This is a genomic window from Chryseobacterium sp. TQ-BC-N36, assembly GCF_058382295.1.
Genome location: NZ_CM178175.1, coordinates 2515735 through 2538993, shown reverse-complemented (window position 1 = coordinate 2538993; position 23259 = coordinate 2515735). Strand labels below are relative to the sequence as shown.

24 protein-coding genes are annotated in these 23259 nt (G+C 33.2%); 23 read left to right on the top strand and 1 reads right to left on the bottom strand.

Translation table 11 applies throughout. The features are described 5' to 3' along the window. Positions 1 to 16 precede the first annotated feature (16 nt). The 23 genes from AC3FI7_RS11320 (at position 17) to AC3FI7_RS11210 (ending at position 22348) form a co-directional block, all read left to right on the top strand. Positions 17 to 1120: an O-antigen ligase family protein gene (locus tag AC3FI7_RS11320; protein ID WP_172617089.1), complete on the top strand. Its 1104-nt coding sequence runs from the start codon at positions 17 to 19 to the stop codon at positions 1118 to 1120. Continuing rightward, positions 1117 to 2280: a glycosyltransferase family 4 protein gene (locus AC3FI7_RS11315; RefSeq protein ID WP_343659508.1), complete on the top strand. Its 1164-nt coding sequence runs from the start codon at positions 1117 to 1119 to the stop codon at positions 2278 to 2280. The genes AC3FI7_RS11320 and AC3FI7_RS11315 overlap by 4 nt, the downstream gene beginning before the upstream one ends. A gap of 20 nt (positions 2281 to 2300) precedes the next feature. After that, the gene (locus tag AC3FI7_RS11310; RefSeq protein ID WP_491462046.1) at positions 2301 to 3512 is read left to right on the top strand and encodes a glycosyltransferase; all 1212 of its coding nucleotides are present in this window, start codon (positions 2301 to 2303) and stop codon (positions 3510 to 3512) included. Positions 3513 to 3539: 27 nt separating this feature from the next. Further along, complete coding sequence (locus AC3FI7_RS11305) at positions 3540 to 4232, top strand: FkbM family methyltransferase (protein WP_142724865.1); 693 nt, start codon at positions 3540 to 3542, stop codon at positions 4230 to 4232. 38 nt (positions 4233 to 4270) lie between these two features. Beyond that, a complete protein-coding gene (locus AC3FI7_RS11300; protein ID WP_142724864.1) occupies positions 4271 to 5182 on the top strand; it encodes a hypothetical protein in 912 nt (303 codons plus the stop codon). Beyond that, complete coding sequence (locus AC3FI7_RS11295) at positions 5179 to 6324, top strand: N-acetyl sugar amidotransferase (protein WP_491462045.1); 1146 nt, start codon at positions 5179 to 5181, stop codon at positions 6322 to 6324. The genes AC3FI7_RS11300 and AC3FI7_RS11295 overlap by 4 nt, the downstream gene beginning before the upstream one ends. Continuing rightward, entirely contained in the window at positions 6321 to 6935 is a 615-nt protein-coding gene (gene hisH / locus AC3FI7_RS11290) for an imidazole glycerol phosphate synthase subunit HisH (RefSeq protein ID WP_343659501.1), read from the top strand. The genes AC3FI7_RS11295 and hisH overlap by 4 nt, the downstream gene beginning before the upstream one ends. 6 nt (positions 6936 to 6941) lie before the next feature. Further along, positions 6942 to 7706, top strand: coding sequence for an AglZ/HisF2 family acetamidino modification protein (locus AC3FI7_RS11285; protein WP_142724861.1), 765 nt, complete (start codon positions 6942 to 6944; stop codon positions 7704 to 7706). 99 nt (positions 7707 to 7805) lie between these two features. Continuing rightward, positions 7806 to 8840: a polysaccharide biosynthesis protein gene (locus AC3FI7_RS11280; RefSeq protein WP_142724860.1), complete on the top strand. Its 1035-nt coding sequence runs from the start codon at positions 7806 to 7808 to the stop codon at positions 8838 to 8840. Between the two features lie 15 nt (positions 8841 to 8855). Beyond that, positions 8856 to 9278 carry a WxcM-like domain-containing protein gene (locus AC3FI7_RS11275; RefSeq protein ID WP_142724859.1) on the top strand — a complete coding sequence of 141 codons (423 nt, stop codon included), beginning with the start codon at positions 8856 to 8858 and terminating at the stop codon, positions 9276 to 9278. Between the two features lies 1 nt (position 9279). Continuing rightward, entirely contained in the window at positions 9280 to 10398 is a 1119-nt protein-coding gene (locus tag AC3FI7_RS11270) for a polysaccharide biosynthesis C-terminal domain-containing protein (RefSeq protein WP_291898928.1), read from the top strand. A gap of 326 nt (positions 10399 to 10724) precedes the next feature. Then, positions 10725 to 11615: an O-antigen ligase family protein gene (locus tag AC3FI7_RS11265; protein WP_343659497.1), complete on the top strand. Its 891-nt coding sequence runs from the start codon at positions 10725 to 10727 to the stop codon at positions 11613 to 11615. Beyond that, positions 11563 to 12696 carry a non-hydrolyzing UDP-N-acetylglucosamine 2-epimerase gene (wecB, locus tag AC3FI7_RS11260; protein WP_142725009.1) on the top strand — a complete coding sequence of 378 codons (1134 nt, stop codon included), beginning with the start codon at positions 11563 to 11565 and terminating at the stop codon, positions 12694 to 12696. Before AC3FI7_RS11265 ends, wecB begins: the two co-directional genes overlap by 53 nt. A 5-nt stretch (positions 12697 to 12701) precedes the next feature. Next, positions 12702 to 13946 carry a glycosyltransferase family 4 protein gene (locus AC3FI7_RS11255; protein WP_343659494.1) on the top strand — a complete coding sequence of 415 codons (1245 nt, stop codon included), beginning with the start codon at positions 12702 to 12704 and terminating at the stop codon, positions 13944 to 13946. A 13-nt stretch (positions 13947 to 13959) separates the two neighbouring features. Further along, entirely contained in the window at positions 13960 to 14742 is a 783-nt protein-coding gene (locus tag AC3FI7_RS11250; RefSeq protein ID WP_343659493.1) for a methionyl-tRNA formyltransferase, read from the top strand. Then, positions 14739 to 15584 (top strand): polysaccharide deacetylase family protein, encoded by an 846-nt coding sequence (locus AC3FI7_RS11245; RefSeq protein ID WP_343659492.1) that lies wholly within the window; start codon positions 14739 to 14741, stop codon positions 15582 to 15584. Before AC3FI7_RS11250 ends, AC3FI7_RS11245 begins: the two co-directional genes overlap by 4 nt. After that, complete coding sequence (locus AC3FI7_RS11240; protein ID WP_343659490.1) at positions 15574 to 16410, top strand: NAD-dependent epimerase/dehydratase family protein; 837 nt, start codon at positions 15574 to 15576, stop codon at positions 16408 to 16410. The genes AC3FI7_RS11245 and AC3FI7_RS11240 overlap by 11 nt, the downstream gene beginning before the upstream one ends. A gap of 53 nt (positions 16411 to 16463) precedes the next feature. Next, positions 16464 to 17393 (top strand): MraY family glycosyltransferase, encoded by a 930-nt coding sequence (locus tag AC3FI7_RS11235; RefSeq protein WP_343659488.1) that lies wholly within the window; start codon positions 16464 to 16466, stop codon positions 17391 to 17393. Between the two features lie 18 nt (positions 17394 to 17411). Continuing rightward, positions 17412 to 17957 (top strand): dTDP-4-dehydrorhamnose 3,5-epimerase, encoded by a 546-nt coding sequence (gene rfbC / locus AC3FI7_RS11230; RefSeq protein ID WP_142724851.1) that lies wholly within the window; start codon positions 17412 to 17414, stop codon positions 17955 to 17957. 95 nt (positions 17958 to 18052) lie between these two features. Beyond that, entirely contained in the window at positions 18053 to 19354 is a 1302-nt protein-coding gene (gene rimO / locus AC3FI7_RS11225; RefSeq protein WP_491462044.1) for a 30S ribosomal protein S12 methylthiotransferase RimO, read from the top strand. Positions 19355 to 19714: 360 nt separating this feature from the next. After that, the gene (locus AC3FI7_RS11220; RefSeq protein WP_142724849.1) at positions 19715 to 20389 is read left to right on the top strand and encodes a phage tail-like protein; all 675 of its coding nucleotides are present in this window, start codon (positions 19715 to 19717) and stop codon (positions 20387 to 20389) included. 34 nt (positions 20390 to 20423) lie between these two features. Continuing rightward, positions 20424 to 21134 (top strand): phage tail-like protein, encoded by a 711-nt coding sequence (locus tag AC3FI7_RS11215; protein ID WP_142724848.1) that lies wholly within the window; start codon positions 20424 to 20426, stop codon positions 21132 to 21134. A gap of 842 nt (positions 21135 to 21976) precedes the next feature. After that, the gene (locus AC3FI7_RS11210) at positions 21977 to 22348 is read left to right on the top strand and encodes a septal ring lytic transglycosylase RlpA family protein (RefSeq protein WP_142724847.1); all 372 of its coding nucleotides are present in this window, start codon (positions 21977 to 21979) and stop codon (positions 22346 to 22348) included. A 68-nt stretch (positions 22349 to 22416) separates the two neighbouring features. On the opposite strand, the gene AC3FI7_RS11205 is transcribed toward AC3FI7_RS11210, so the two are convergent. Beyond that, positions 22417 to 23181 carry an exodeoxyribonuclease III gene (locus tag AC3FI7_RS11205; RefSeq protein ID WP_142724846.1) on the bottom strand — a complete coding sequence of 255 codons (765 nt, stop codon included), beginning with the start codon at positions 23179 to 23181 and terminating at the stop codon, positions 22417 to 22419. Positions 23182 to 23259 lie beyond the last annotated feature (78 nt).

Below are 23259 nucleotides of genomic sequence, written 5' to 3'. Positions count from 1 at the left end.
TCCTAGTTTACTGAATATGGAGTCATCAAGACCTGTATCTGTAGGATATAGAGTATTTGTTTTTTTATTGGCTAGCTGGGTAATTCTTAAAAATAAAATCAGATTAACAAATAAACACCTTTTAATATATACTTTCTGGTTCCTGTATTTATTACGATTATTTTATGATTCAGCATTGACCTCAAAAATAATACAATCTCCTATTGTAGATTATTGGGCTTTCTCTGCAGGGATTATTGGCTGTTCTTTGGCTTGTACAACAAATTTTAATCAAAATACCATTATATCCGCACGAAAATGGGTGGTAATTGTTTTATATATCGTTAATTTATGGGGGCTGTATAATAACATTACACAGCCTCAGATAGTACCAGATGATGTGCTGGTAAGAGCAGATGCTAATGCTGCTCTTAATACTGTTTCTTTCGGTAGGGCAGCCGCTGTTATGTTCTTTATTTGTTTTACTATATTTTTAGAAAAAAATACAGCCTGGCAGAAAGTTTTGCTTGGTATAGGGATGGGGATCAGCCTTTTCAATTTGTTTATGGCGGGGTCAAGAGGCCCTTTATTACAGCTAGTGATTGTTATTATTGTATTTTTATTAAGTTCAAGAAAACTTATTAAGCCGAAATATATTCTCTTATTTGTCATTATGGTAGTAATACTGATGACCCTTTTTCCACAATATTTAAATATTTCAGAATTAGTTTTTGAGAGATTTAAAGAAACAGGTTTTTCTTCTAATGATAGTGATCGGTTTAGAGCAGAATTATTTAAATCAGCCTGGAATCAGTTTCTTGATCATCCCGTCTTTGGTGACTCGATTGAAACTGTTTTTGAAGGTACTTATCCCCATAATCTGTTGCTTGAATCCTTAATGAGTATTGGTTTTGTGGGAGGAATAATGATTATTATAATTATCATAATAGCATTCATTAATGCTGTCAGATATATAAAAATACCCTATTATAATTGGCTGGGAGCCATTTTATTGATGGATGTGATTTCATCCAATTCATCAGGATCTATTGCCAATTATTTATTATTCTGGCCGTTATTGGCATTTACCATTAATAGCCATATTACAAAACAACAAAACGGAAAAACAATACAGATATGAAAATATTAATGCTGTGTGATGCCTACTTTATCGACTTTCAGTATCAGGAAAATTTAATTGCGAAAAGTTATATTAAATTAGGATATGAAGTGGTCGTGATAACAAATACAAATGAAAAAATTCTTGACTTTATTAATGATATTCATGATAATTCACTTCCTGAAAAAATTGAATATGATAATGGAGTTAAAATTTATAGAGAGCCTTATAGTATAAATATTCTACACAGGGTAAGACGCTTTAAAAATGTTAAAAGAATTCTGGATCAGGAAAAGCCGGATTTTCTCTTTTCTCATGATATACAATTTAATATCGGAGATCTGGTAGATTATAAAAAAAAATATAATACCAGGATTATTATGGATTATCATGCTGATTTTTCAAATTCTGGAAAAAACTGGGTGTCAATTAACATTCTTCATAAAATTATACGAAAAAAATACCTGTATAGATATAAAAAATATATTGATAAAATATATCCTGTAGTTCCTGCCGGTGAAGAATTCCTCCATAAAATCTATGGAATTTCATATGATGAGATGGAACTTCTCCCTCTTGGCTGTGAGTATGATGAATGTGAAAAATTTAGAAAAGAAACGGATATTATAAAACTTAGGGAAGAATATGGTATTTCACCCAATGATATTGTGATTATCACAGGTGGAAAATTCCATAAGTTGAAACGTACTGATTTGGCTGTAAAGGCAGTGAAAAAAATAAATCAGAAAAATGTACATATGATAGTATTCGGTACGGCAGATAAGAATCATGAAGAGTACTTAAAAACTATGCTGCAAGATGCTGAAGGCGCCAATATACATTTTACAGGATGGGCAGATAGTAAAAAAATTTATGAGCTAATGGCAATTTCTGATATTGCATTATTTCCGGCCAGTCAGTCAGTACTCTGGCAGCAGTCAATAGGGATGCATTTACCTCTTATTGCTGGGGATGCTGGGGGTCAGGATATGTCTTATCTCAATCAGAATGGTAATCTTATAAAAATTGATGCCTCTGATATTAATGAAGATTTTATTAAAGAAATTTTGCTAGATTTAATTCAGAATCCTGAGAAAATTGAATCAATGAAAAAGGGAGCTGAAAAAACAGCAAAAGAGTATTTAGATTATTCTATTATTGCAAAAAGAACTCTAAGCTAAGCAGCTGTCAGATAAGTCTTATGAAAATAGTACAAATAAGCAGTGAAGTAAATATTGGATCTGTAGGTAGAATTGCCGAACAGATTGGAGAAAATGTCCTGAATGAAGGATGGAAAAGCTATATTGCTTATGGAAGAGAAGCTCTTCCCAGTAAGTCTGAAGTTTTTCAGATCGGAAATAAACTGGATATTTATAAACATGTTATTTTGACAAGACTTACCGATAGACACGGATATGGATCTGGAAGAGCAACAGAAGAGCTTATCGAGAAAATAAAAAAAATTAATCCGGACATTATTCATTTACAACATGTACATGGATATTTTGTAAATATTGATATTTTGTTTAATTTTTTAAAAGAGGCCAATTTACCTGTAGTATGGACTTTCCATGACTGCTGGTCTTTTACAGGACATTGTGCCTATTATGAGTTGATAGAATGCAATAAATGGGAAACACAGTGTAGTGAATGTCCGCAAATTTCAGAATATCCAAAGTCTATATGGAAAGATAATTCGAAAAAAAATTATATTGACAAAAAGAAGTTGTTTACCTCAGTACCCCGAATGACCATTGTACCCGTATCCAGTTGGCTCGAAGGTGAAGTGAAAAAATCCTTTCTGAAAAGTTATAATGTGAAGACTATTCATAATGGTATTGATATTCAGCAATTTGTGTATAGAGAGAATGATTTTAAACAACGGCATCATATTGAAAATAAATTTTTAATATTAGGAGTAGCTAGTCCTTGGGATAAGCGAAAAGGATTAAAGTATTTTATAGAATTATCAAAAATGTTATCCGATGATTATAGAATTGTATTGGTTGGATTAAGTAAAAAACAAGTAAAAGCTCTACCTGTAAATATTATTGGATTTGAAAGAACAAAAGATGTAAATGAGCTGGCAGAACTCTATTCCGCTGCGGATGTGTTTGTAAATCCTACGCTGGAAGACACTTTTCCAACTACCAATTTAGAAGCTCAATCTTGCGGAACGCCGGTTATTACTTTTAAAACAGGAGGTTCCCCGGAAGCGATCAGTGGATTAACGGGAATTGTGGTAGAAAAAGGTGATGTTTCTGGACTTGTAAACGCTATCCAGGAAGTACGGAACAACACCCGTGCTTTTTATTCTGAAAACTGCAGAAAAAGAATCTTGGATTTATTTGATAAAAAAAATGCATTCAAAAATTATATAGATTTATATAAAGAATTAATAACTAAGAATTAAAAACGAATACTAAAAAACCAAATAGATATGAGTTTCACTGTAAAAATACGATCTACCATCAATGCATTGACCGGAAAAATTACTAATGTAAAAAGAAACATAAATATAAACCATAAATGGTATGGTAATGATTACAGTGGTTTTTATGTTTCTCCGGTAAAACTTAGTGAAAAATCGATTATCTATTCTTTTGGAGTAGGCGAAGATATTTCATTTGATGAAGATTTGATCAAAGAATTTGGATGTAAAGTATTTGCATTCGATCCGACTCCAAAATCCATAGAATGGATTAAAAATAGAAATATACCTTCAGAATTTGCTTTTTTCCCCTATGGTATAGATGACCATACAGGAGTAGTTGAATTTTTGTTACCTAAAAATGATAATCATGTTTCAGGAAGTGTGATCAATCAGATCAATGTGGATGAAAAGAAAACTGTAAAAGCATCAATGAAATGTCTTTCAGATATTGTTAAAGACTTGGGGCATTCATATATAGATATCGTAAAAATTGATATTGAAGGTTCTGAATACAAGGTTTTAGAGAGTATATTGTCTGCTCCGGTAGAGATAGGTCAGATATTAATAGAAATTCATGAGAGGTTTTTTTCAGATGGAAAAGATAAAACCAAAGAACTTCTTAATATGCTGGATCAAAAAGGATTTAAATTATTTGGAATATCAGATTCAAAAGAAGAATTGTCTTTTATAAAACTATAGTTGCTTATTTCTTTTTTAATAATTGTAAACAGAAAATTATGAAAAGTTTATTATCATCATTATTTTTACTGTTGATGGCTTGTACGTCAACTTCACAAGTTAAAAATAACCAGACAAAACTCTATTATTCATTGGGTACAATAGGAAACAAGGCTGACAATTATTTTAAACAGATAGGAGCTGTTGAAGTGGGCTTTTTAGACGAAGGGCAGTTCATTTCCAGGACCGGAGATAAGTACTATCTGAACAGAGAATTACTAGAAAAAGAAATCAATAGAGGAGTTCCCGATAAAAATGCAAAAGGTATTGTTTATATAGACCTGGAAATGCCATTTGAAGATATGAATGGTAAGGATAACAATCTTGCCATGAAAGGCATGAATTATTGCCTTGAAGTATTAAGATATGCTAAAAAAGCAAGACCAAATATAAAATGGGGATTTTATGGATTCCCATTTACCAGTGTTTGGGGACCGAATAAGGAATTTTTTGATGAACAAAACAAATTTGCACCTCTATTGAAAGAATGTGATATTTTTTTTCCGTCACTATATACCTTTTATAGTAATCCTGCAGCGGTTCTTGCTAATGGTAATTACTTAGAAAATAATCTGAACGGGCTTATAAAATTAGGAACTGCTTATAAAAAGCCTGTTTATGTTTTTATGTGGCACAGATACCATACCAGTAATGAGAAAGATGCTATGAAGGAAATTTCAGATAAGATATGGCAGGAACAGATGGAAACTGTTGCAAGTCAAAATGTAAATGGTAAATTTGTAGATGGAATTATGTGGTGGGGAGCAGATGCCTATTTTTATGAGAGACCTGAAGCGGAAAATATGAGAAAAGAATTTAAAGGGACCCTCAATAATTTTATTTCTCATAATGATGAGTCGATAATAAGGAAAGCCAAGATAATAAAAGACGTTTTACAAAGTAAAAAATGATGAATAAAAGACCATATCAGATCTGTACAAAAACTATAATGGACACTACAGACCCGAATATTATTTTTAATGAAAGGGGAGAAAGTGATTATTATACCAATTTTAAAGAAAATATTGAACCCAACTGGCATACAGATCAGCAAGGATACGACGAATTGATGAAAATTGCTGATAGAATCAAAAAAACATCTAAAAATAAAGATTTTGATTGTATTATTGGTCTGAGTGGAGGATTAGACAGTTCTTATGCAGCTTATATAGCAAAAGAAGTTATGGGGATTCGTCCCTTGATTTTTCATGTTGATGCAGGATGGAATACAGACAAAGCCGTGGGAAATATTGAAAAACTGATCAATGGTCTGAATCTGGATTTATATACTGAAGTAATCAATTGGGAAGAAATGAAAGATCTGCAGGTCGCATTTTTAAAGTCTCAAATCTCAGATCAGGATTTACCACAGGATTATGCTTTCTTTTCTGCCCTATATAAATTTGCAAAGAAAAATAAAATCAACTATGTACTTACGGGAAGTAATTTTTCTACTGAATGCTGCAGAGAACCTGAGGAATGGGGAGGGTTCCCCGGGATTGACACCACCTTGGTAAAAGATATTCATTCCAAGTTTGGTAAAAGACCTCTTAAAACATTTCCGTTAGTTGATATTCTTTCTTATAAAATTCTTTACAAATATGTATACGGAATGGAAGTATTCAAACCTCTGAATCTGGTTCCGTTTCATAAAAAAGAAGCTGAATCCCTTTTAGTAGAAAAGTTTGGTTGGGAGCCTTTCCAACACAAACATCATGAATCAAGATTTACCCGTTTTTATGAAGATTACTGGTTACCAAGGAAATTTGGTTTTGAAAAGAGAAAAGCACACTTTTCTTCACTGATTCTTACCGGGCAGATGACCAGAGAAGAGGCTTTGGACAGAGTGTCAAGACCTGAACTGTCAGAAGAATTTTTACAGAAAGAATTTGAATATGTCGCAAACAAGTTAGACCTTACACAAGAAGAACTGCAGCAGATCTTCGAAGGAAAAAATAAGACATATAAAGACTATAAAAATAAAATGGGTATCATTAAATTTGGTGCTCAGACCATGCAAAAGTTAGGGTTAGAAAAGAGACTATTCAGATGATTACAATTATTGACTACGGTGTAGGAAACATTAATGCTTTTGTAAATGTGTATAAAAGAGTGGATGTTCCTGTTAAAATAGCCAGAACAAAAGAGGACTTAGAAGGAGCGCAAAAATTAATCTTGCCCGGAGTAGGGCATTTTGACCATGCAATGGCTCAACTGAATAATTCGGGGATGAGAGAGAAGCTTGATGATTTGGTACTCAACCAGAAAGTACCTGTTATTGGGATCTGTGTGGGAATGCAGATGATGGCTAACAGAAGTGATGAAGGAGTCATGGAAGGTCTTAAATGGATTGATGCTACTGTTAGGAAATTTGACGAAACTAAAATACAGCAAGTAACCAGATTACCCCATATGGGTTGGAATGATGTGAAACCTGTAAAAGATGTAGGGTTATTTAACGGATTACATGAGAATTCAATTTTTTATTTCCTTCATACGTATTATTTTGAATGTAATAATAATGAAGATATCATGGCAGTAACGGAATATGGTGGAGAATTTGCTTCTGCTGCCCATCATGAAAATAAATTTGGAATACAATTTCATCCGGAAAAAAGTCACCATTATGGTGAGATTTTATTACACAATTTTGCAAAACTTTAAGAGTCTATGTTAAGACCCAGAATTATACCTTCTCTTCTGATACAAGATAACGGACTTGTAAAGACAGTCAATTTTAAGAATCCTAAATATGTAGGAGATCCTATCAATGCAGTAAGAATTTTCAATGAAAAAGAAGTCGATGAGCTTGCTATATTTGACATAGACGCGACTGTAAAAGGATTGGAACCTAACTATAGTTTAATTGAAAGAATTGCTAACCAATCCAGAATGCCTCTTTGCTATGGAGGTGGAGTAAAAACAGTAGAACAAGCTCAGAAGATTTTTGGACTTGGCATAGAGAAAATTGCACTTTCGTCTGCTGTCCTTCAACATCCTCAGCTGATCACTCAGATTGCAGAAAGAGTAGGTTCACAAAGTGTTATCGTGGTGTTAGATGTAAAGAAAAAATTATTTGGTGGATATGAAGTTTATACCCACAATGGTAAGAAATCCACCGGAATTAATCCTTTTAAATTTGCGGAAGAGGCTCAGAAATTAGGAGCAGGAGAAATTATTATCAATTCAATTGATCAGGATGGGGTAATGAAAGGATATGATATAGGACTAATAGATAAGGTAAGAGAGAAAATCTCACTGCCTCTTACGGTTTTAGGAGGAGCCGGATCCTTAGATGATATAAAACAGGTCATCGATAAACATGGTATCATTGGTGTGGCTGCAGGCAGCTTATTCGTGTTTAAAGGAGTTTACAAAGCTGTATTGATCAATTATCCTTCCTTTGAAGAAAAAGAAAAATTAAGACACAAATAATTATTGATGATATGAAATCGTTCTTTTAAGATTGTTGCTTGTTTCCCTAAAAGAGCTTTCTTAAGAATTATCAATATCATGTAGAAAAAAAATATTACTATGCACATAAAAGATAAAATACTTCTCATTACAGGCGGAACAGGTTCATTTGGCACAGCTGTTTTAAGAAAGTTCATCAATACAGACCATTTTAAGGAGATCAGGATTTTTTCCCGTGATGAGAAAAAGCAGGATGATATGAGAAATCAGTTTAAAAATGATAAACTCAAATTTTATATAGGGGATGTAAGAGATTATAATAGTATTGAATCTGCCATGAGAGGAGTAGACTATATTTTCCATGCAGCAGCACTGAAACAAGTCCCATCCTGTGAATTTTTTCCGATGCAAGCCGTAAAAACAAATGTAGAAGGAACGCAAAATGTTATTGATGCAGCGGCCAGGAATAAGGTGAAAAAAGTTATCTGTTTAAGTACAGATAAAGCTGCTTATCCCATCAATGCAATGGGAATTTCCAAAGCTATGATGGAAAAAGTTGCCGTTGCAGCATCCAGAAATCTGGAAGAAACTGTAGTTTGCCTTACAAGATACGGAAATGTAATGGCTTCAAGAGGATCTGTAATTCCTTTATTTATCAAACAGATCAAAAACGGAGAGCCAATAACAGTTACAGATCCTAATATGACCAGATTTTTGATGTCTCTTGAAGAGGCTGTCGAACTTGTATTGTTTGCTTTTGAACATGGAAACTCTGGAGATCTGTTTGTCAACAAGGCCCCAGCAGGAACTATAGGTGATTTGGCGCAGGCTCTAAAAGAAATGTTTCAGGCTGAAAATCAGATTAAAATAATAGGAACAAGGCATGGTGAAAAGCTTTATGAAACACTATGTACTCGTGAAGAAATGTTAAAAGCCGAAGATATGGGAAATTTCTATAGAATTCCTGCTGATAACAGAGACCTGAACTATGCACAGTTTTTTTCAGAAGGAGTGGAAGATGTCTCAAAAATAGAAGACTATCATTCCCATAATACTGAGCAGCAGGATGTAGAAGGAATGAAGAAGCTATTATTGAAATTACCTCTGATCAGGAAAGAAGTTTTAGGTGAGGATCTACTGCAATATCCGGATTAATAAAAAGAATATCTAATGAGTTTACCTAAGGTTTTCAAAGGAGGAAAGTATTCGGATGAAAGAGGATGTCTTTTCTTTAATAATAACTTTGATGCATCTGTAATTAAAAGAATTTACTATATCGAAAATACTGATTTACAGTTTATCAGAGGCTGGACGGGACATAAGATTGAGCAACGCTGGTTTTCAGCTTTGTTAGGAAGTTTTATCATAAGGCTGATCAAAATAGATGACTGGTCTGTGCCTTCCAAAGGATTGGAAATTTTAGAATATCAGTTAGATACAGACCAATTGGATGTGCTCCATGTTCCTGAAGGCTACGCAAGTGCTATTCAGGCTAGAGAAAAAGCATCAAAATTATTAGTAATGGCAAATTATTCTTTAGGAGAAATAGATGATGATTATCGTTTTCCTATAGATTATTTCGAAAATTTATAAAATGAAAAGAATAGGAATTACGGGACAGAATGGGTTTGTAGGATCTCATTTATATAATACTTTAGGGTTAAAGCCGGAAGAATTTGACAGAATTGAATTTAAAAAAGAATATTTCAACAACCCTGAGAAACTGGACCATTTTGTAGAACAATGCGATATCATTGTGCACTTAGCCGCTATGAATCGCCATCCGGATCCCGAAGTTATTTTTGAAAATAATATCAATCTGGTTAAAGAGCTGATCGCTTCTTTAGAGAGAACCGGATCAAAGGCTCATATTCTGTTTTCCTCCTCTTCTCAGGAAGAAAAAGAAAATTTATATGGAAAGTCTAAAAAAGAAGGAAGAGAACTGTTCTCAGAATGGGCTAAAAGATCTGGAGGTACTTTTACGGGAATGGTGATTCCAAATGTTTTCGGCCCTTTTGGTAAACCCAATTATAATTCATTCATTGCAACTTTCTGTCATAAACTTACTCATGGAGAAACTCCAAGTATTGATCATGATGGAGAAGTTAAACTTATTTATGTAGGAGAGCTTGTGCAGGAAATTATAAATAATATCTATACAGGAGAAACGAAAGAACTATACGAAGTTTCCCATACCTCTGTCAATAAAGTTTCGGAGGTACTGGAAAAACTAAACAGCTATAAACAGCTTTATTTTGAAAATGGAGAAATTCCGGAATTAAAAACCAAATTTGATTTAAACCTATTCAATACTTTCAGATGTTATTTTGATGTTAAAAATCATTATCCTGTAAAATTTACACAGCATATAGATCCGAGAGGTGCTTTTGTAGAGGTAATTCGTTTAGGAATTGGCGGCCAGTGTTCCTTTTCTACAACAGTTCCCGGGATTACAAGAGGAAACCATTTTCACACCAGAAAAATAGAAAGATTTGCTGTTATTAAAGGTAAGGCTTTGATACAGTTAAGAAAAATAGACACAGATGAGGTACTGGATTTTTATCTGGATGGAAGTGAACCTGCCTATGTAGATATGCCTATCTGGTATACACATAATATTAAAAATATAGGTAATGAAGAGCTTTATACGATCTTTTGGATCAATGAACCATTTAATCCTGAAGATGCGGATACTTACTTTTTAAACGTCTAAATATGATCACGATAAAGAAAAATTATATTGAGTATATTTTTATTTTTTTTCTGACTTTTGGGTATATCTTTTTTTACTCACTTGCAGTTCCTCTGAATGTTCCGAATACGCTCTTTTCGGTTCCTTTTCGTGTTGTGCTGCTCCTCATCAGTTTTTACATTATCTATGCCAATTTTGATACGATAAAGAAAAGAAAAACGACAGTCATTTTTGTTATTCTTTTTTGGGGGTTCTATCTTATAAAAGCAATCTATAGCTTTAATACAGATACCTATCTGCAGAAAACATTAAATAATGAACAACAGATTTATATAAGAATTATCGGGTTGAATTTAATCCCTTATATTGCTGTTTTAAGTATTCATTTTTCAAAAGAAATTGTAATAAAACTGAACCGCTTAATATTTAATTTTTTATTAATCATATTAGGAATAAGCTGCTTATATACAATATTTGTCTTTCAGTCTTTTGAAAAATCAAGCGGGATATTTGCCGGATATTATATTAGTACCGGGCATTACGGTTTGTCGTTACTCATATTATCTGTGTACTATTATTTTGTTTCACCACAAAAAATCAAATCTTTTTTAGGAATACTTATTGGAGCTTTTACTGTATTTAGTTCTTCAGCAAGGAGCCCTATGTTAGCCGCTTTTGTGATCTTATTTATCGTATTATTATATGTTAATAAATTAAAATACTGGGTGGCATTATTGCTTACAGTACTTCTTTTTATTATAAGCATTTATATTTTGAAACAGGTTTATATGTTTGATTTTGAATTTGTTGAAAGGATGTATAATGCTATTTTTAAAGGAGATGGATCCGGGAGGTCTTATTACTTAACAAAAGGATGGGATGTTTTCAAAAATAATATACCTTTTGGAGGGCGTATTTTATTTGAAGATGGTTTGTATCCGCATAATGTTTTTATGGAAGTTCTTATGAGTATGGGGATTGTTGGAATCATTTTATTCTTTTCGTATTTTAAAGATGTATGGAAGTTTAGGATGAAATTTATAAGTGAGAATACATACTACTTACCATTTATTCTATTTTTTATACAATATTTTGTTCTTGTCCTGACTTCTTATAACCTATTTGCTAATATGGAATTCTGGACTTTTTCAACAGTATTTATATCCATAATTTTATTTTGTCATGATGAAAAAATTAAAAGTAATGACGGTCGTGGGAACACGGCCGGAAATCATTAGATTATCAAGAGTATTATCAGCATTGGATTCATCTGAGGCTGTAGAACATATTATTGTCCATACAGGGCAGAATTACGACTATGAGCTTAACCAGATCTTCTTTGATGATCTTGGATTAAGAAAACCAGATTATTTTCTGGAAGCAGCCGGAAAGTCGGCTACGGAAACAGTTGGAAATATCCTGATCAAGATTGATCCGCTTTTAGAAGAATTGCGGCCAGATGCTTTCCTTGTTTTAGGGGATACCAATTCATGTCTCTGTGCAATTCCAGCTAAAAAAAGACAAATTCCTATTTTCCATATGGAAGCAGGTAACAGATGCTTTGACCAGAGAGTGCCGGAAGAAACCAACCGTAAAATTGTTGATCATACATCAGATATCAATCTGACATATTCGGATATAGCCCGTGAATATCTGCTGAAAGAAGGACTGCCTGCGGATAGAATTATCAAAACCGGATCTCCCATGTTTGAGGTACTACACCATTATTTACCACAGATAGAAAGCTCTGATGTTCTGAAAAGGTTAGACTTAGAAGAAGGGAAATATTTTGTCGTTTCATCACACAGAGAAGAAAACATAAACTCTGAAAAGAATTTTCTGGGATTAATGGAAAGCCTTAATACAATTGCAGAAAAATTTGCATATCCAATTATTGTTTCTACCCACCCCAGAACAAGAAACATGATTGATAAAATGAAGATATCTGTAAGGCCTGAAATACAGTTTTTAAAACCTTTGGGTTTTCATGATTATAACGCACTTCAAATGAGAAGTTATGCCGTATTATCAGATTCAGGCACGATTTCAGAAGAATCTTCAATTCTTAATTTCAGAGCCCTTAATATCAGAGAAGCACACGAAAGACCTGAAGCTATGGAGGAAGCATCAGTAATGATGGTAGGCTTATCTCCTGAAAGAATCTTACAGGGATTGGTTCAGCTTCAACAACAAAAAACAGGGAAAGAAAGAAATTATAGACCGGTATCAGATTATTCTATGCCAAATGTTTCTGAGAAAATGGTGAGAATTATTCTTAGTTACACAGATTATGTAAACAGAGTGGTCTGGAGAAAATAGAAAATATGGCTAAAAAAGTACTCATTCACAGTATTGTTTTTGCTCCTGATGCTGTTTCTACAGCTTACCTTTATAATGATATTGCATATAATTTAAAAAAGAACGGCTTTGAAGTGGAAGTTCTTTCCACAATGCCACATTATAATAAAGTTGATCAGAGTAAAACAAAATTTAAAAAGAAATTACTAGGACTTTATTATTCCAGTAATTATAAAGGGATCAAAGTATATCATGTACCTCAGAAGAAATATGAAAGTGTTCTTTTAAGAGGATTTGTTATGATTTACTGGCATTTGCTATCGTTTTTTCTTGGAATGAGAATTAGAAATGTTGATGTGATTATAAGCCCTTCACCTCCTCTTACTATTGCACTGGTATCTATTGCATTGGCAAAACTAAAAAAGGCGAAGTTTATCTATAATGTTCAGGAAATCTATCCGGATTTTTTTGTGAACCAAGGCAAAATGAAATCTCAATTTGTTTTAAATATTCTTAAGAAGCTTGAAAAATTTGTTTACAGGCATTCAGATTCACTGGTAACAATAGACCAGAATTTTAAAAATACATTGATTCCAAGAGTTGAAAATCCTGATAAAATTGAGATTATTGCTAATTTTGTAGATACGGAACTTTATCATCCAATAGATCTTCCGGTAGTTAATACTCAACTATTTCCTGCTAATGATCATTTAAAGGTAATGTATGCGGGTAATATTGGTTTTGCCCAGGACTGGATTCCGCTTATAGAAATTGCAAAGAAAACAAAGGGGATGGCTATCAGTTATTTTGTTATTGGTGATGGGGCCTGCAGATCATGGCTTAAAACCCAAATTGAAACACATAAGCTGAATAATATAAGTTTAATTGATTATCAGGCGAGAGAAACGATACCTCATATGATTAATTATGCAGATCTGCACTTCATCTTTATGAATAAAAAATTAGAAAAAGATGGTCTTCCCTCCAAAGTGTATACAATTATGGCATGTAAAAAACCTTTGCTGGTAATCAGTAATAAGGATACACCTCTGTATGACCTGCTGGAAAATACCGGTGCTGCATTTTTAATTGAAAATTCTTCTAATCATGTTAATGAAGAATTATTTACTGTACTCCAGGACGTATTGAATCATAGAGATAAATTAAAACAAATGGGGGAGAAAGGATTTAATATGGTACAAAAAGATTATACAAAAGAAAAAGTTACCGAAAAATATTATCAACACATCAATAGTGTCATGAATAGCTAATAAAAAAACAACGATGAAAATAATAATTATTACTCAGGAGGATTCCTTTGTTGTTCCCAAAAATATTGAAAAGATTCTGCATTTAGAAAATGTGGAGCTTTTAAAAGTAGTAGATATTGATTCTAATTATAGTCTTGTTAATAAAAAATCATACTTTATTAAAGGTTTTGGATTACTGCAGACTATAAAAATGGGTCTGAAAGTAATCTCGGCTAAGGTCTTGAATAGTGTAGATATCTTTACATCTTACAGACTTGCTATTAAACCTAAAAGTCTGAAAGCCGTTTCGGGACGATACAATATACCATTTGAAAGGATAAAAAACCCCAACTCAGTAGAGTTTTTAGAAGAAGTAAAAGCTTTACGGCCGGATATTATAGTGTCCTATTCTGCACCTGTGGTATTTAAAGAACCCTTATTGGAGATTCCTAAACACGGGTGCATCAATCTGCACTGTTCATATTTACCTTATTATGCAGGGGTAATGCCTAGTTTTTGGACATTGTATAAAAAAGAAAAAACAACGGGAGCTACAGTACATTATATGGATTCAAAAATTGATAATGGGGCCATCCTAAATCAAGAGGAAATTCAGATTTCTCCAAATGAAACTATGTTTTCCTTAATTTTAAAAAGCAAAGAAATAGGTGGAAATCTAATGTGTGAAACTATTCGTAATATTCAAAATTCTACTGTTAGCATTAAAGAGAATTTTGCTGAGAAAGGCAGTTATTTTACCTGGCCTACGGTTGACCAATTTCAGGACTTTACTAAAAACGGAGGAAAATTAATATGAATAAGTATGCTGTGCTTAGTATGGATGTAGAAGAGTGGTATCATCTGGACTATTTTACAAAAGAAGAATGTGAGTTGAGTCAGTCAACTTTAGACGGATTGGATATTTATTTGGATATTTTAGATCAATATGATATTAAAACTACCTTTTTTATTGTAGGAGAACTTGTAGAAGTTTTAAAGGATAAGATTAAACATATAAAGGATAAAGGTCATGAAATTTGTATGCATTCGTATGCTCATAAAAGACCTCTTCAGCTTAATCTTGATGAGTTTAGAAAAGATACCATTAAAGGAATCAATTCATTTCAAGAATTTACGGGCCTTGCAGTGGATGGATACCGGGCTCCATGCTTTAGTTTAGATAGACCCCGGCTGGAGATTTTAAGAGAATTAGGATTTTCATTTGATTCGAGTAAAATAAAATTTGATGCACATGACTTATATGGAAGCATTAATCTTGATGATTTTGAGGAATTCAGCCCAACAATATATAAACAGGGGTCATTTTATGAGTTTGAAGCTTCTACCGTAGAAGTATTGGGGAAAAACCTGCCGGTTTCAGGAGGGGGATATTTAAGAATTTTTCCTTGGGCACTTACGAAAATGCTTTTAAAAAAATATTTTAAAAAAAATCAGCATTATTTCTTTTATATTCACCCATTTGAGTTTTCGAAAAATTATAATATTACTGTTCCCGACAATACAGATTTTAAAACAAAAATCAGATTTAGCCAAGGAAGAAAGAGCGTGGAAAATAAAATGCATAAACTGATTAAATTGTTGAAAGAGAATAACTATAAGTTTGTTACATTTAACCAAATTATTAGAAATGAAGGCTAAGTTGCTTTTGACAGGAGCTAGCGGATTTATAGGTTCACAAATATATAAAGCTCTGAAGGATAATTTTGATGTTACTGCGGTCTCTTCTTCTTCTGTAGGAGAAGAATATACAGCTCTCGACCTTTTGAATCAAAGTGACTGTGAATTATTTTTTAAAAATAAAGAGTTTGATTATATTATTCATGCTGCAGCAATAGCCCATGGCAATAATAAGAATAGCAGAATGGAAGTGGGTGAAGCTAATGTTTTGATGACCAGAAATATTTTTAATTCTCTGGATGTAAGAAATACAAAAGTTATTTTTTTAAGCTCGGTTTCTGTATACAGTTTCAAAAATAATAAAGAAATAATTTCAGTGAATGATCAGCCATTACCTGTTACAGACTATGGGAAAAGTAAGCTGGCATGTGAAGAATTGTTAAAAGGGAAAAAGCCTGAATCACTGCATATCCTAAGATTAGCACCTGTTTACACACAAAATAATTTAAAAGATTTAGGAAAAAGAGTTTTCCTTCCTGTACTGAAGATCCCTTTCATTACAAAGCAAAAGAGAATTTATTCATTATGTCATGTCGATGTGGCTGTGAGTGAAGTAGTAAATTCTATAAGTGCAAGCCAGGATTCATTAAAGATTGTAAAGGATTTTAAAGATCATACACAGGAAGAGCTGTTATCATTTTTTAAAATTAAAAAACCGCAAGTGGTTGTCAATCAGGATATTGTTAAACCATTATTTTTTGTATTAAGCTTAATCCCTGTTTCAAAGTCGAATATTGTAAGAGATATGTTTACGAAGTTATTTTATTCGGCTGTATATATTAATTAATTTTACTTTTGATGAATGAATTTATTTATTTAGTGATAATTTTATTACTTTTTTTGGCTGAATTGATTTATTTCAAAATAGCCGATAAATATAATATTATAGATAAGCCTAATCATAGAAGTGCCCATACCCAGGTTACTTTAAGAGGTGGCGGAATTATATTTCCAATTGCTTTTATACTTTTTAGCCTTTTCAATTTCAGTGAAGTAATTAAAGAGTACTGGGCTTTTGGTTTAGGAATGCTTGCCATTTGTACCATTAGTTTTATAGATGATGTCAAGCCATTATCAAATAAAATAAGACTTACGGTTCAGTTTATTTCTGTTGTTTTACTTTTGTACTTTACAAATGCATTTGCTTTGATACCGTTTTGGGCATGGCTGATGACGTTTATTGTGATTGTTGGAACATTGAATGCTTATAATTTTATGGACGGAATCAACGGGATGACAGGATTATACAGCCTGGTTACCATTGGCTGTCTTATTTATATCAATAGTAATATTGTTCAATTTACTGAGAGTAACTTTATTTACTATCCGGCTTTGGCGTGTATTGTATTTCTTTTTTTTAATTTTAGAAAAAAAGCAAAATGTTTTGCAGGAGATGTGGGAAGTATGGGAATTGGTTTTTGGGTGATAGGACTTATTACGCTATTGATCATGAAAACTCAGGATTATAAATACATACTACTGTTATCTGTTTACGGAATTGAAGTCGTTTTGACAATCATTGAAAGGATTATATTAAAAGAAAATATCTTTGAGGCACACAGAAGACATCTGTATCAGCTTTTTGCCAATGAAAAAAAAGTTTCCCATCTGTTGATAAGTTTTGTATATTCCTTTCTGCAACTGGTAATAAATGTTTTTTTAATATACTCTGATTTTCCAATCTGGTTAGTTGCTCTTATGGTTTTTTTACCCATTGGAGGATTGTATCTGATATTAAAATGGAATATTAAAAAACAATATAATCTCTAAACTTTTTAGAAATAAATCATGAAAATTAAAGAAACCCCGCTTAAAGACTGCTACATTATAGAGCCTACTGTATTTGAAGATGAAAGAGGCTATTTTTTTGAAAAGTTCAACGAAAAAAAATTTGAAGAACTGACAGGGATGAATGGTCATTTCGTACAGGATAATATCTCTAAATCATCTTATGGTGTATTGAGAGGACTGCATCTTCAGAAAGGAGAACACGCCCAGGCAAAATTGGTTTCCTGTCTTGAAGGAAGTGTATGGGATGTAGCTGTAGACCTTAGAGAAGATTCCCCTACTTATGGAAAATGGTTTGGAATAGAACTTACCGCTGAGAATAAATTACAGCTTTATGTACCGAGAGGTTTCGGACATGGATTTTCTGTGCTGAGTACGCATGCTGTATTTTCTTATAAATGTGACAATTTTTACAACAAAGAATCAGAAGGCAGTGTCAGATTCAATGATCCGGATCTTAATATTGACTGGAAGATAGATGAAAAAGATACTGTGCTTTCAGAAAAAGACCAGAACGCTCCTGGATTCAAAGAAAAAAACTTTTAAAGCATATCCCTGAAAACCACTTTTATAAAGTGGTTTTTATTTTTTGATTTTAACTCTTCAATATTTTGTATCTTTGCAGACTCAAAATCAAAACGATGCGTACAAAATCTGTAGGGAAGAAGAAAATCAATGTAGTCACTCTTGGATGTTCCAAGAATGTATATGATTCTGAAGTATTAATGAGCCAGCTGAAGGCCAACGGCAAAGAAGTGGTTCACGAAGACCGTGGGGACATTGTTGTGATCAATACCTGTGGATTTATTGATAATGCTAAAGAAGAATCTATCAATACCATCCTTGATTATGTAGAAGCGAAAAACAGAGGTGAAGTAGAAAAAGTATTTGTTACAGGATGTCTCTCTGAAAGGTATAAGCCGGATTTGATCAAAGAAATTCCCGATGTGGATCAGTATTTCGGGACAAGGGATCTTCCGGTACTGTTAAAGCACCTTGGAGCTGATTATAAACATGAGCTGGTAGGAGAGAGATTGACAACAACTCCCAAACATTATGCATACCTGAAAATCTCTGAAGGATGTGACAGACCATGCTCTTTCTGTGCTATTCCACTGATGAGAGGAGGACATATTTCAACCCCTATTGAGAAACTGGTTTCAGAAGCTCAGAAACTGGCAAAAAAGGGCACCAAAGAATTGATTCTTATTGCGCAGGATCTTACGTATTATGGTCTTGATCTTTATAAAAAAAGAGCACTGGGTGATCTTTTAAAAGAACTGGTAAAAGTGGAAGGTGTGGAATGGATCCGTCTTCATTATGCTTTTCCGAGCGGTTTCCCTGAAGATGTGCTTGACATTATCCGTGAAGAACCTAAAGTTTGTAATTATATAGATATTCCTCTTCAGCATATCAACTCCGATTTGTTGAAATCAATGAAAAGAGGAACTACCCATGAGAAAACAGATGCTCTTTTAGGAAAATTCAGAGAAAAAGTACCTGATATGGTGATCAGAACAACGCTGATTGTTGGATATCCAGGAGAAACAGAAGAGAGATTCCAGGAGCTTAAAGATTGGGTAAGAGAGCAGAAGTTTGATAGACTAGGCTGCTTTACTTACTCTCACGAAGAGAATACAACGGCTTATGTGTTGGAAGATGATATTCCACAGGAAGTAAAAGAAGCAAGAGTAGAAGAGATCATGGAGCTGCAGTCTCAGATTTCATGGGAAAAAAATCAGGAAAAAGTAGGTAAGACATTCAGATGTATTTTTGATCGTAAAGAAGGAAATTATTTCATTGGTAGAACAGAGTACGATTCACCGGATGTAGATAATACGGTGCTGGTTTCCGCTGAAGATACCTATATTTCTATCGGTGAATTTGCAGAGGTCAAAATCACTTCCGCTGAAGAATTTGATTTATACGGAGAATTGGTATAGCTAAATACTTATTAATCAGGAAAAAAAAATAAATTTAAAAATTAAGATATTCATAGAATTTAACATAATTTTGTTTCTCTAGATTATTTTTAAACAATTGTTTTCCAGTTGATTATGTTTTTGTGAGATTAAGAATTTTTAAATTTTTTTCTTAAATTATTAAAATTCGAAAATTATGTCTTAAATTTGCGCAATAAGCAATATTTTTAAATCATGTGCTTTCAATAAGTTAATCATTTAAAGTGAGCTAAAAACATAGGAACGAATTGTTTTGTTTTTAAATGCTTTGATATTCACAAGTTGGGATGCAGTTTTCTATAGAATATTGATTAAAATGTAATTAAAAATCTTTAAAAACTTATGAAAAAATTTTTATTAACAACAATTATGCTTGTTGGCCTTTCGGCGCTTTCCAAGGCTCAGCAGGGGCGAGTGGGGATTAACACAACCACACCTGCCACAACCTTAGACGTAACAGCAAATACTGCTGATACTTCTAAACCTGATGCCTTATTGGTCCCTCGTTTGACAAGAGCTCAATTATTAGCAAAAGATGCAGCTTATACTGCAGATCAAAATGGAGCCCTTACATTTGTTACAACAATAGATGGTACAGCCACTCCAAAAACAACGAATGTTATTACAACAGGTTTTTATTATTATGATGCCCCAAACTCTGTTTGGAAGGGCGTAGGTGGAGGATCTTCTACTCCCAACTTCCAAATTCAAAAAGGAAGACTTCACTCAGCTAACGCTCCAATTGTATGGGCTGCTGATGACTACTCTGTTGTTACAACAGCAATGGGGGGTACGAGCCAGTTATTATTACCTAATGCAACAACATTACCTCTAAACTCAGTAAGATGTGTGTCTTCTAACGGACCCGGAAATGTGGGATGGGATCCTGCAGCAGTTCCAGGTACTACAAGACCCATTAACAATTTACCAAGTACAATTACTTCAGGAGGATCTTTCTGCTTTATCATAGTTGATCAGGCTGGTACGAACGTTTGGGCTATGCTTTCCGGTAGATAATAGAATTTAGTTGTAATATTTAATTTAAAACAAAATGAAAAAAATAATATTTGCGCTTCTTGTAGCTTCAGGTACATTAGCAAGTGCTCAGGTTTTATCTAATGGTGCTATCGCCAATCAGTTCCCAAATGAGAATGTATTCTTAGATGCTTCTACAAATAATAATGCTACAGTTAATGATGGTAAAGGTTTATTATTTCCTTCAACTGATTTAACTCAGTTTACTTTTAAAACGGCCAGCCTTGACGGAATTAACTTTCCATCTGCCTATGATGGTATGGTAGTTTATAATACGGCTACTGGTAATACTGTAACAGGAAATGGAATTGTAACTGCTGTAGTTCCAGGATTTTATTACTTCTCAAACCCTGGTCAGACTACAAATGTTGCTCCAGGTAGATGGGTTCCGATGGGAGCTAACCCTAATGCAGGTAAAGTAAATATCCTTACTACAGAGACTATTACTAATACTTCTGTAAATGGAGCCCAGGTATATGCTGTGAAAGGTACATTTACTACTACAGGAGCTTCTACTGCTGTATCTATTCCTTCACCATCAGGAATGACTTCATTATACGGAATTACTATTTATAAGACTTCAGGTACGGGTAACAAAGTAGTATACTCTAGAGATCTTTATTCTTATAATCTTGGTAGCACAAATAATGCTGTTACAGGTTCTCCCAGCATGTCTGTAGTATACCCGGCTGATACATATGACTATGTATTAGAATACGTGAAATAATAAAGAATTAATTATATTATAAAAAACCAATGAGCAATCATTGGTTTTTTATTTTTAAGAGACTGTACGTTCATTGATTTTTTGTAACTAAAAGTAATACGGATCAAGCGCAAAAGTTTGGGGCTCGTACAAAATCTATACTTTTTATTGAACCACAGGCCATTTTTTAATCGCAAAGAAAAACGATTCAAATGTTTTATTTCAGGAAGCTAAGAAGTGCAACTTTGTCGTTGAAGAAGCTTAGTGGATATGTATTTGCTAGAAAGAATCAATGAAATTGATTCCATCCTTTGCTCCTTGAAAATATGAGATAAGAGGCTAAAAATTTAAATTCCATAAATACAATATCCCCCAGCTTTTGAGACTGATCCAGTAATACTGATTCAAATATTTAGTATTTAATCCTAAATATTTACTGAAATTAGAACATTCTGGAATTTTAACAATCTGTCAGCATGTTAAAATCTTTTTTGGAAAATATAACTTTACAGGGCTGTACATAGTCTGTCAGCAGTTTTCTTCATATCCGGATTTTAAGACTTTTATTTTTAAAGATAATTATTTTGATTCAGAAATTAACATTGCGTATTTTATAATTACCTGATTATCAGTTATGTTTTAATTTGTATTTTTTAAATTATGCACAAATTAGTTAATTATGTTAACTTTTCAGATGTTTTTTTAACGTTTTTTAACAGTGTGACATAAAACCCCTATTCATAGGATGTTGCAGGGTTTGTTAACATTTTATTAGTGTTTTGTTAACTGTTTTTAACATGTGGAGTAGGGTTTTATAAAGATTCCTGATACTTTTGCTCCGTCAAAACCAATAAAAGTTCAACATGATGAAAAGATTCATTCTCGTAATCATAATGATGATTTCAACCTTAGGTATTTATTCTTTTACGAGTAATGCCTTAGATGCGAAAAAAACAAGTTATGCATCGTACTACCACGATAAATTTAACGGTAGAAAAACCGCTAGCGGAGAAATCTTTGATAACTCAAAGTTTACCGCAGCAAACAGAACGCTTCCATTTGGAACAAACGTTAAGGTAACGAATCTTAATAACGGGAAAGAAGTAATAGTAAGGATTAATGACAGAGGACCTTTCCATTCATCAAGAGCTTTAGATATGTCTAAAGCAGCGTTCGATGAGATCGGAGATATCAATCATGGTACCATTCCGGTTGAATATGAAATTGTCGATTAATTTTATGATTTAAATTAAAAAAAGCCAGCTGACAAGCTGGCTTTTTTGTATGGATATTATCCCATTGATTATATATTAAGTTCCAATAATGCAGGGCAGTGGTCAGAATGTACTGCTTCCTTTAAAATAACAGCTCTGCTGAGTCTGTCTTTTAAACTGTAAGAAGTAAAGTTATAATCCAGTCTCCATCCTTTATTTCTTTCCCTGGAATTTTGCCTGTAGCTCCACCATGTGTAATGATCAGGTTCATTGTTGAAGAATCTGAAACTGTCAATAAGTTCACATTCATTAATGAAATTGGTCATCCATTCCCGTTCCATAGGAAGAAAACCTGAAACATTCTTTAAGCCGACAGGATTGTGAATGTCGATCGCTTCATGACAGATATTGAAATCACCGGATATAATCAGGTTGGGAATTTCCTTTTTTAAATTTTTGATATACTCCAGAAAGTCATGGCAGAACTGCATTTTAAAATCCAGCCTCTCAATATTAGATGCTGAGGGAACATACACAGAAATAGCAGAAAATCCATCAAAATCTGCACGGATGATTCTCCCTTCATTATCATAACTTTCAATACCGCACCCGTACTCTACATGATTAGGTTTGATTTTTGAAGCAATTCCGACACCGCTATAGCCCTTTCTTACTGCTGAGTGCCAATAACTGTGATATCCCAATTTTTCAAGGCTTTCAATGTCTATCTGATCGTTTCCGGCCTTGCTCTCCTGAATACAGATAACATCTGGATCAGCAGTCTTCAGCCAACCCAGAAAATCTTTAGTAAAAGCGGCCCTTATTCCGTTGACATTGTAAGTGATTAATCTCATAAACAAAATAAATTTTTTCAAATGTAGGGAAATAAAAAAGCCGGTCTTTAATTTCAAAGCCGACTTTTTATATTTTTA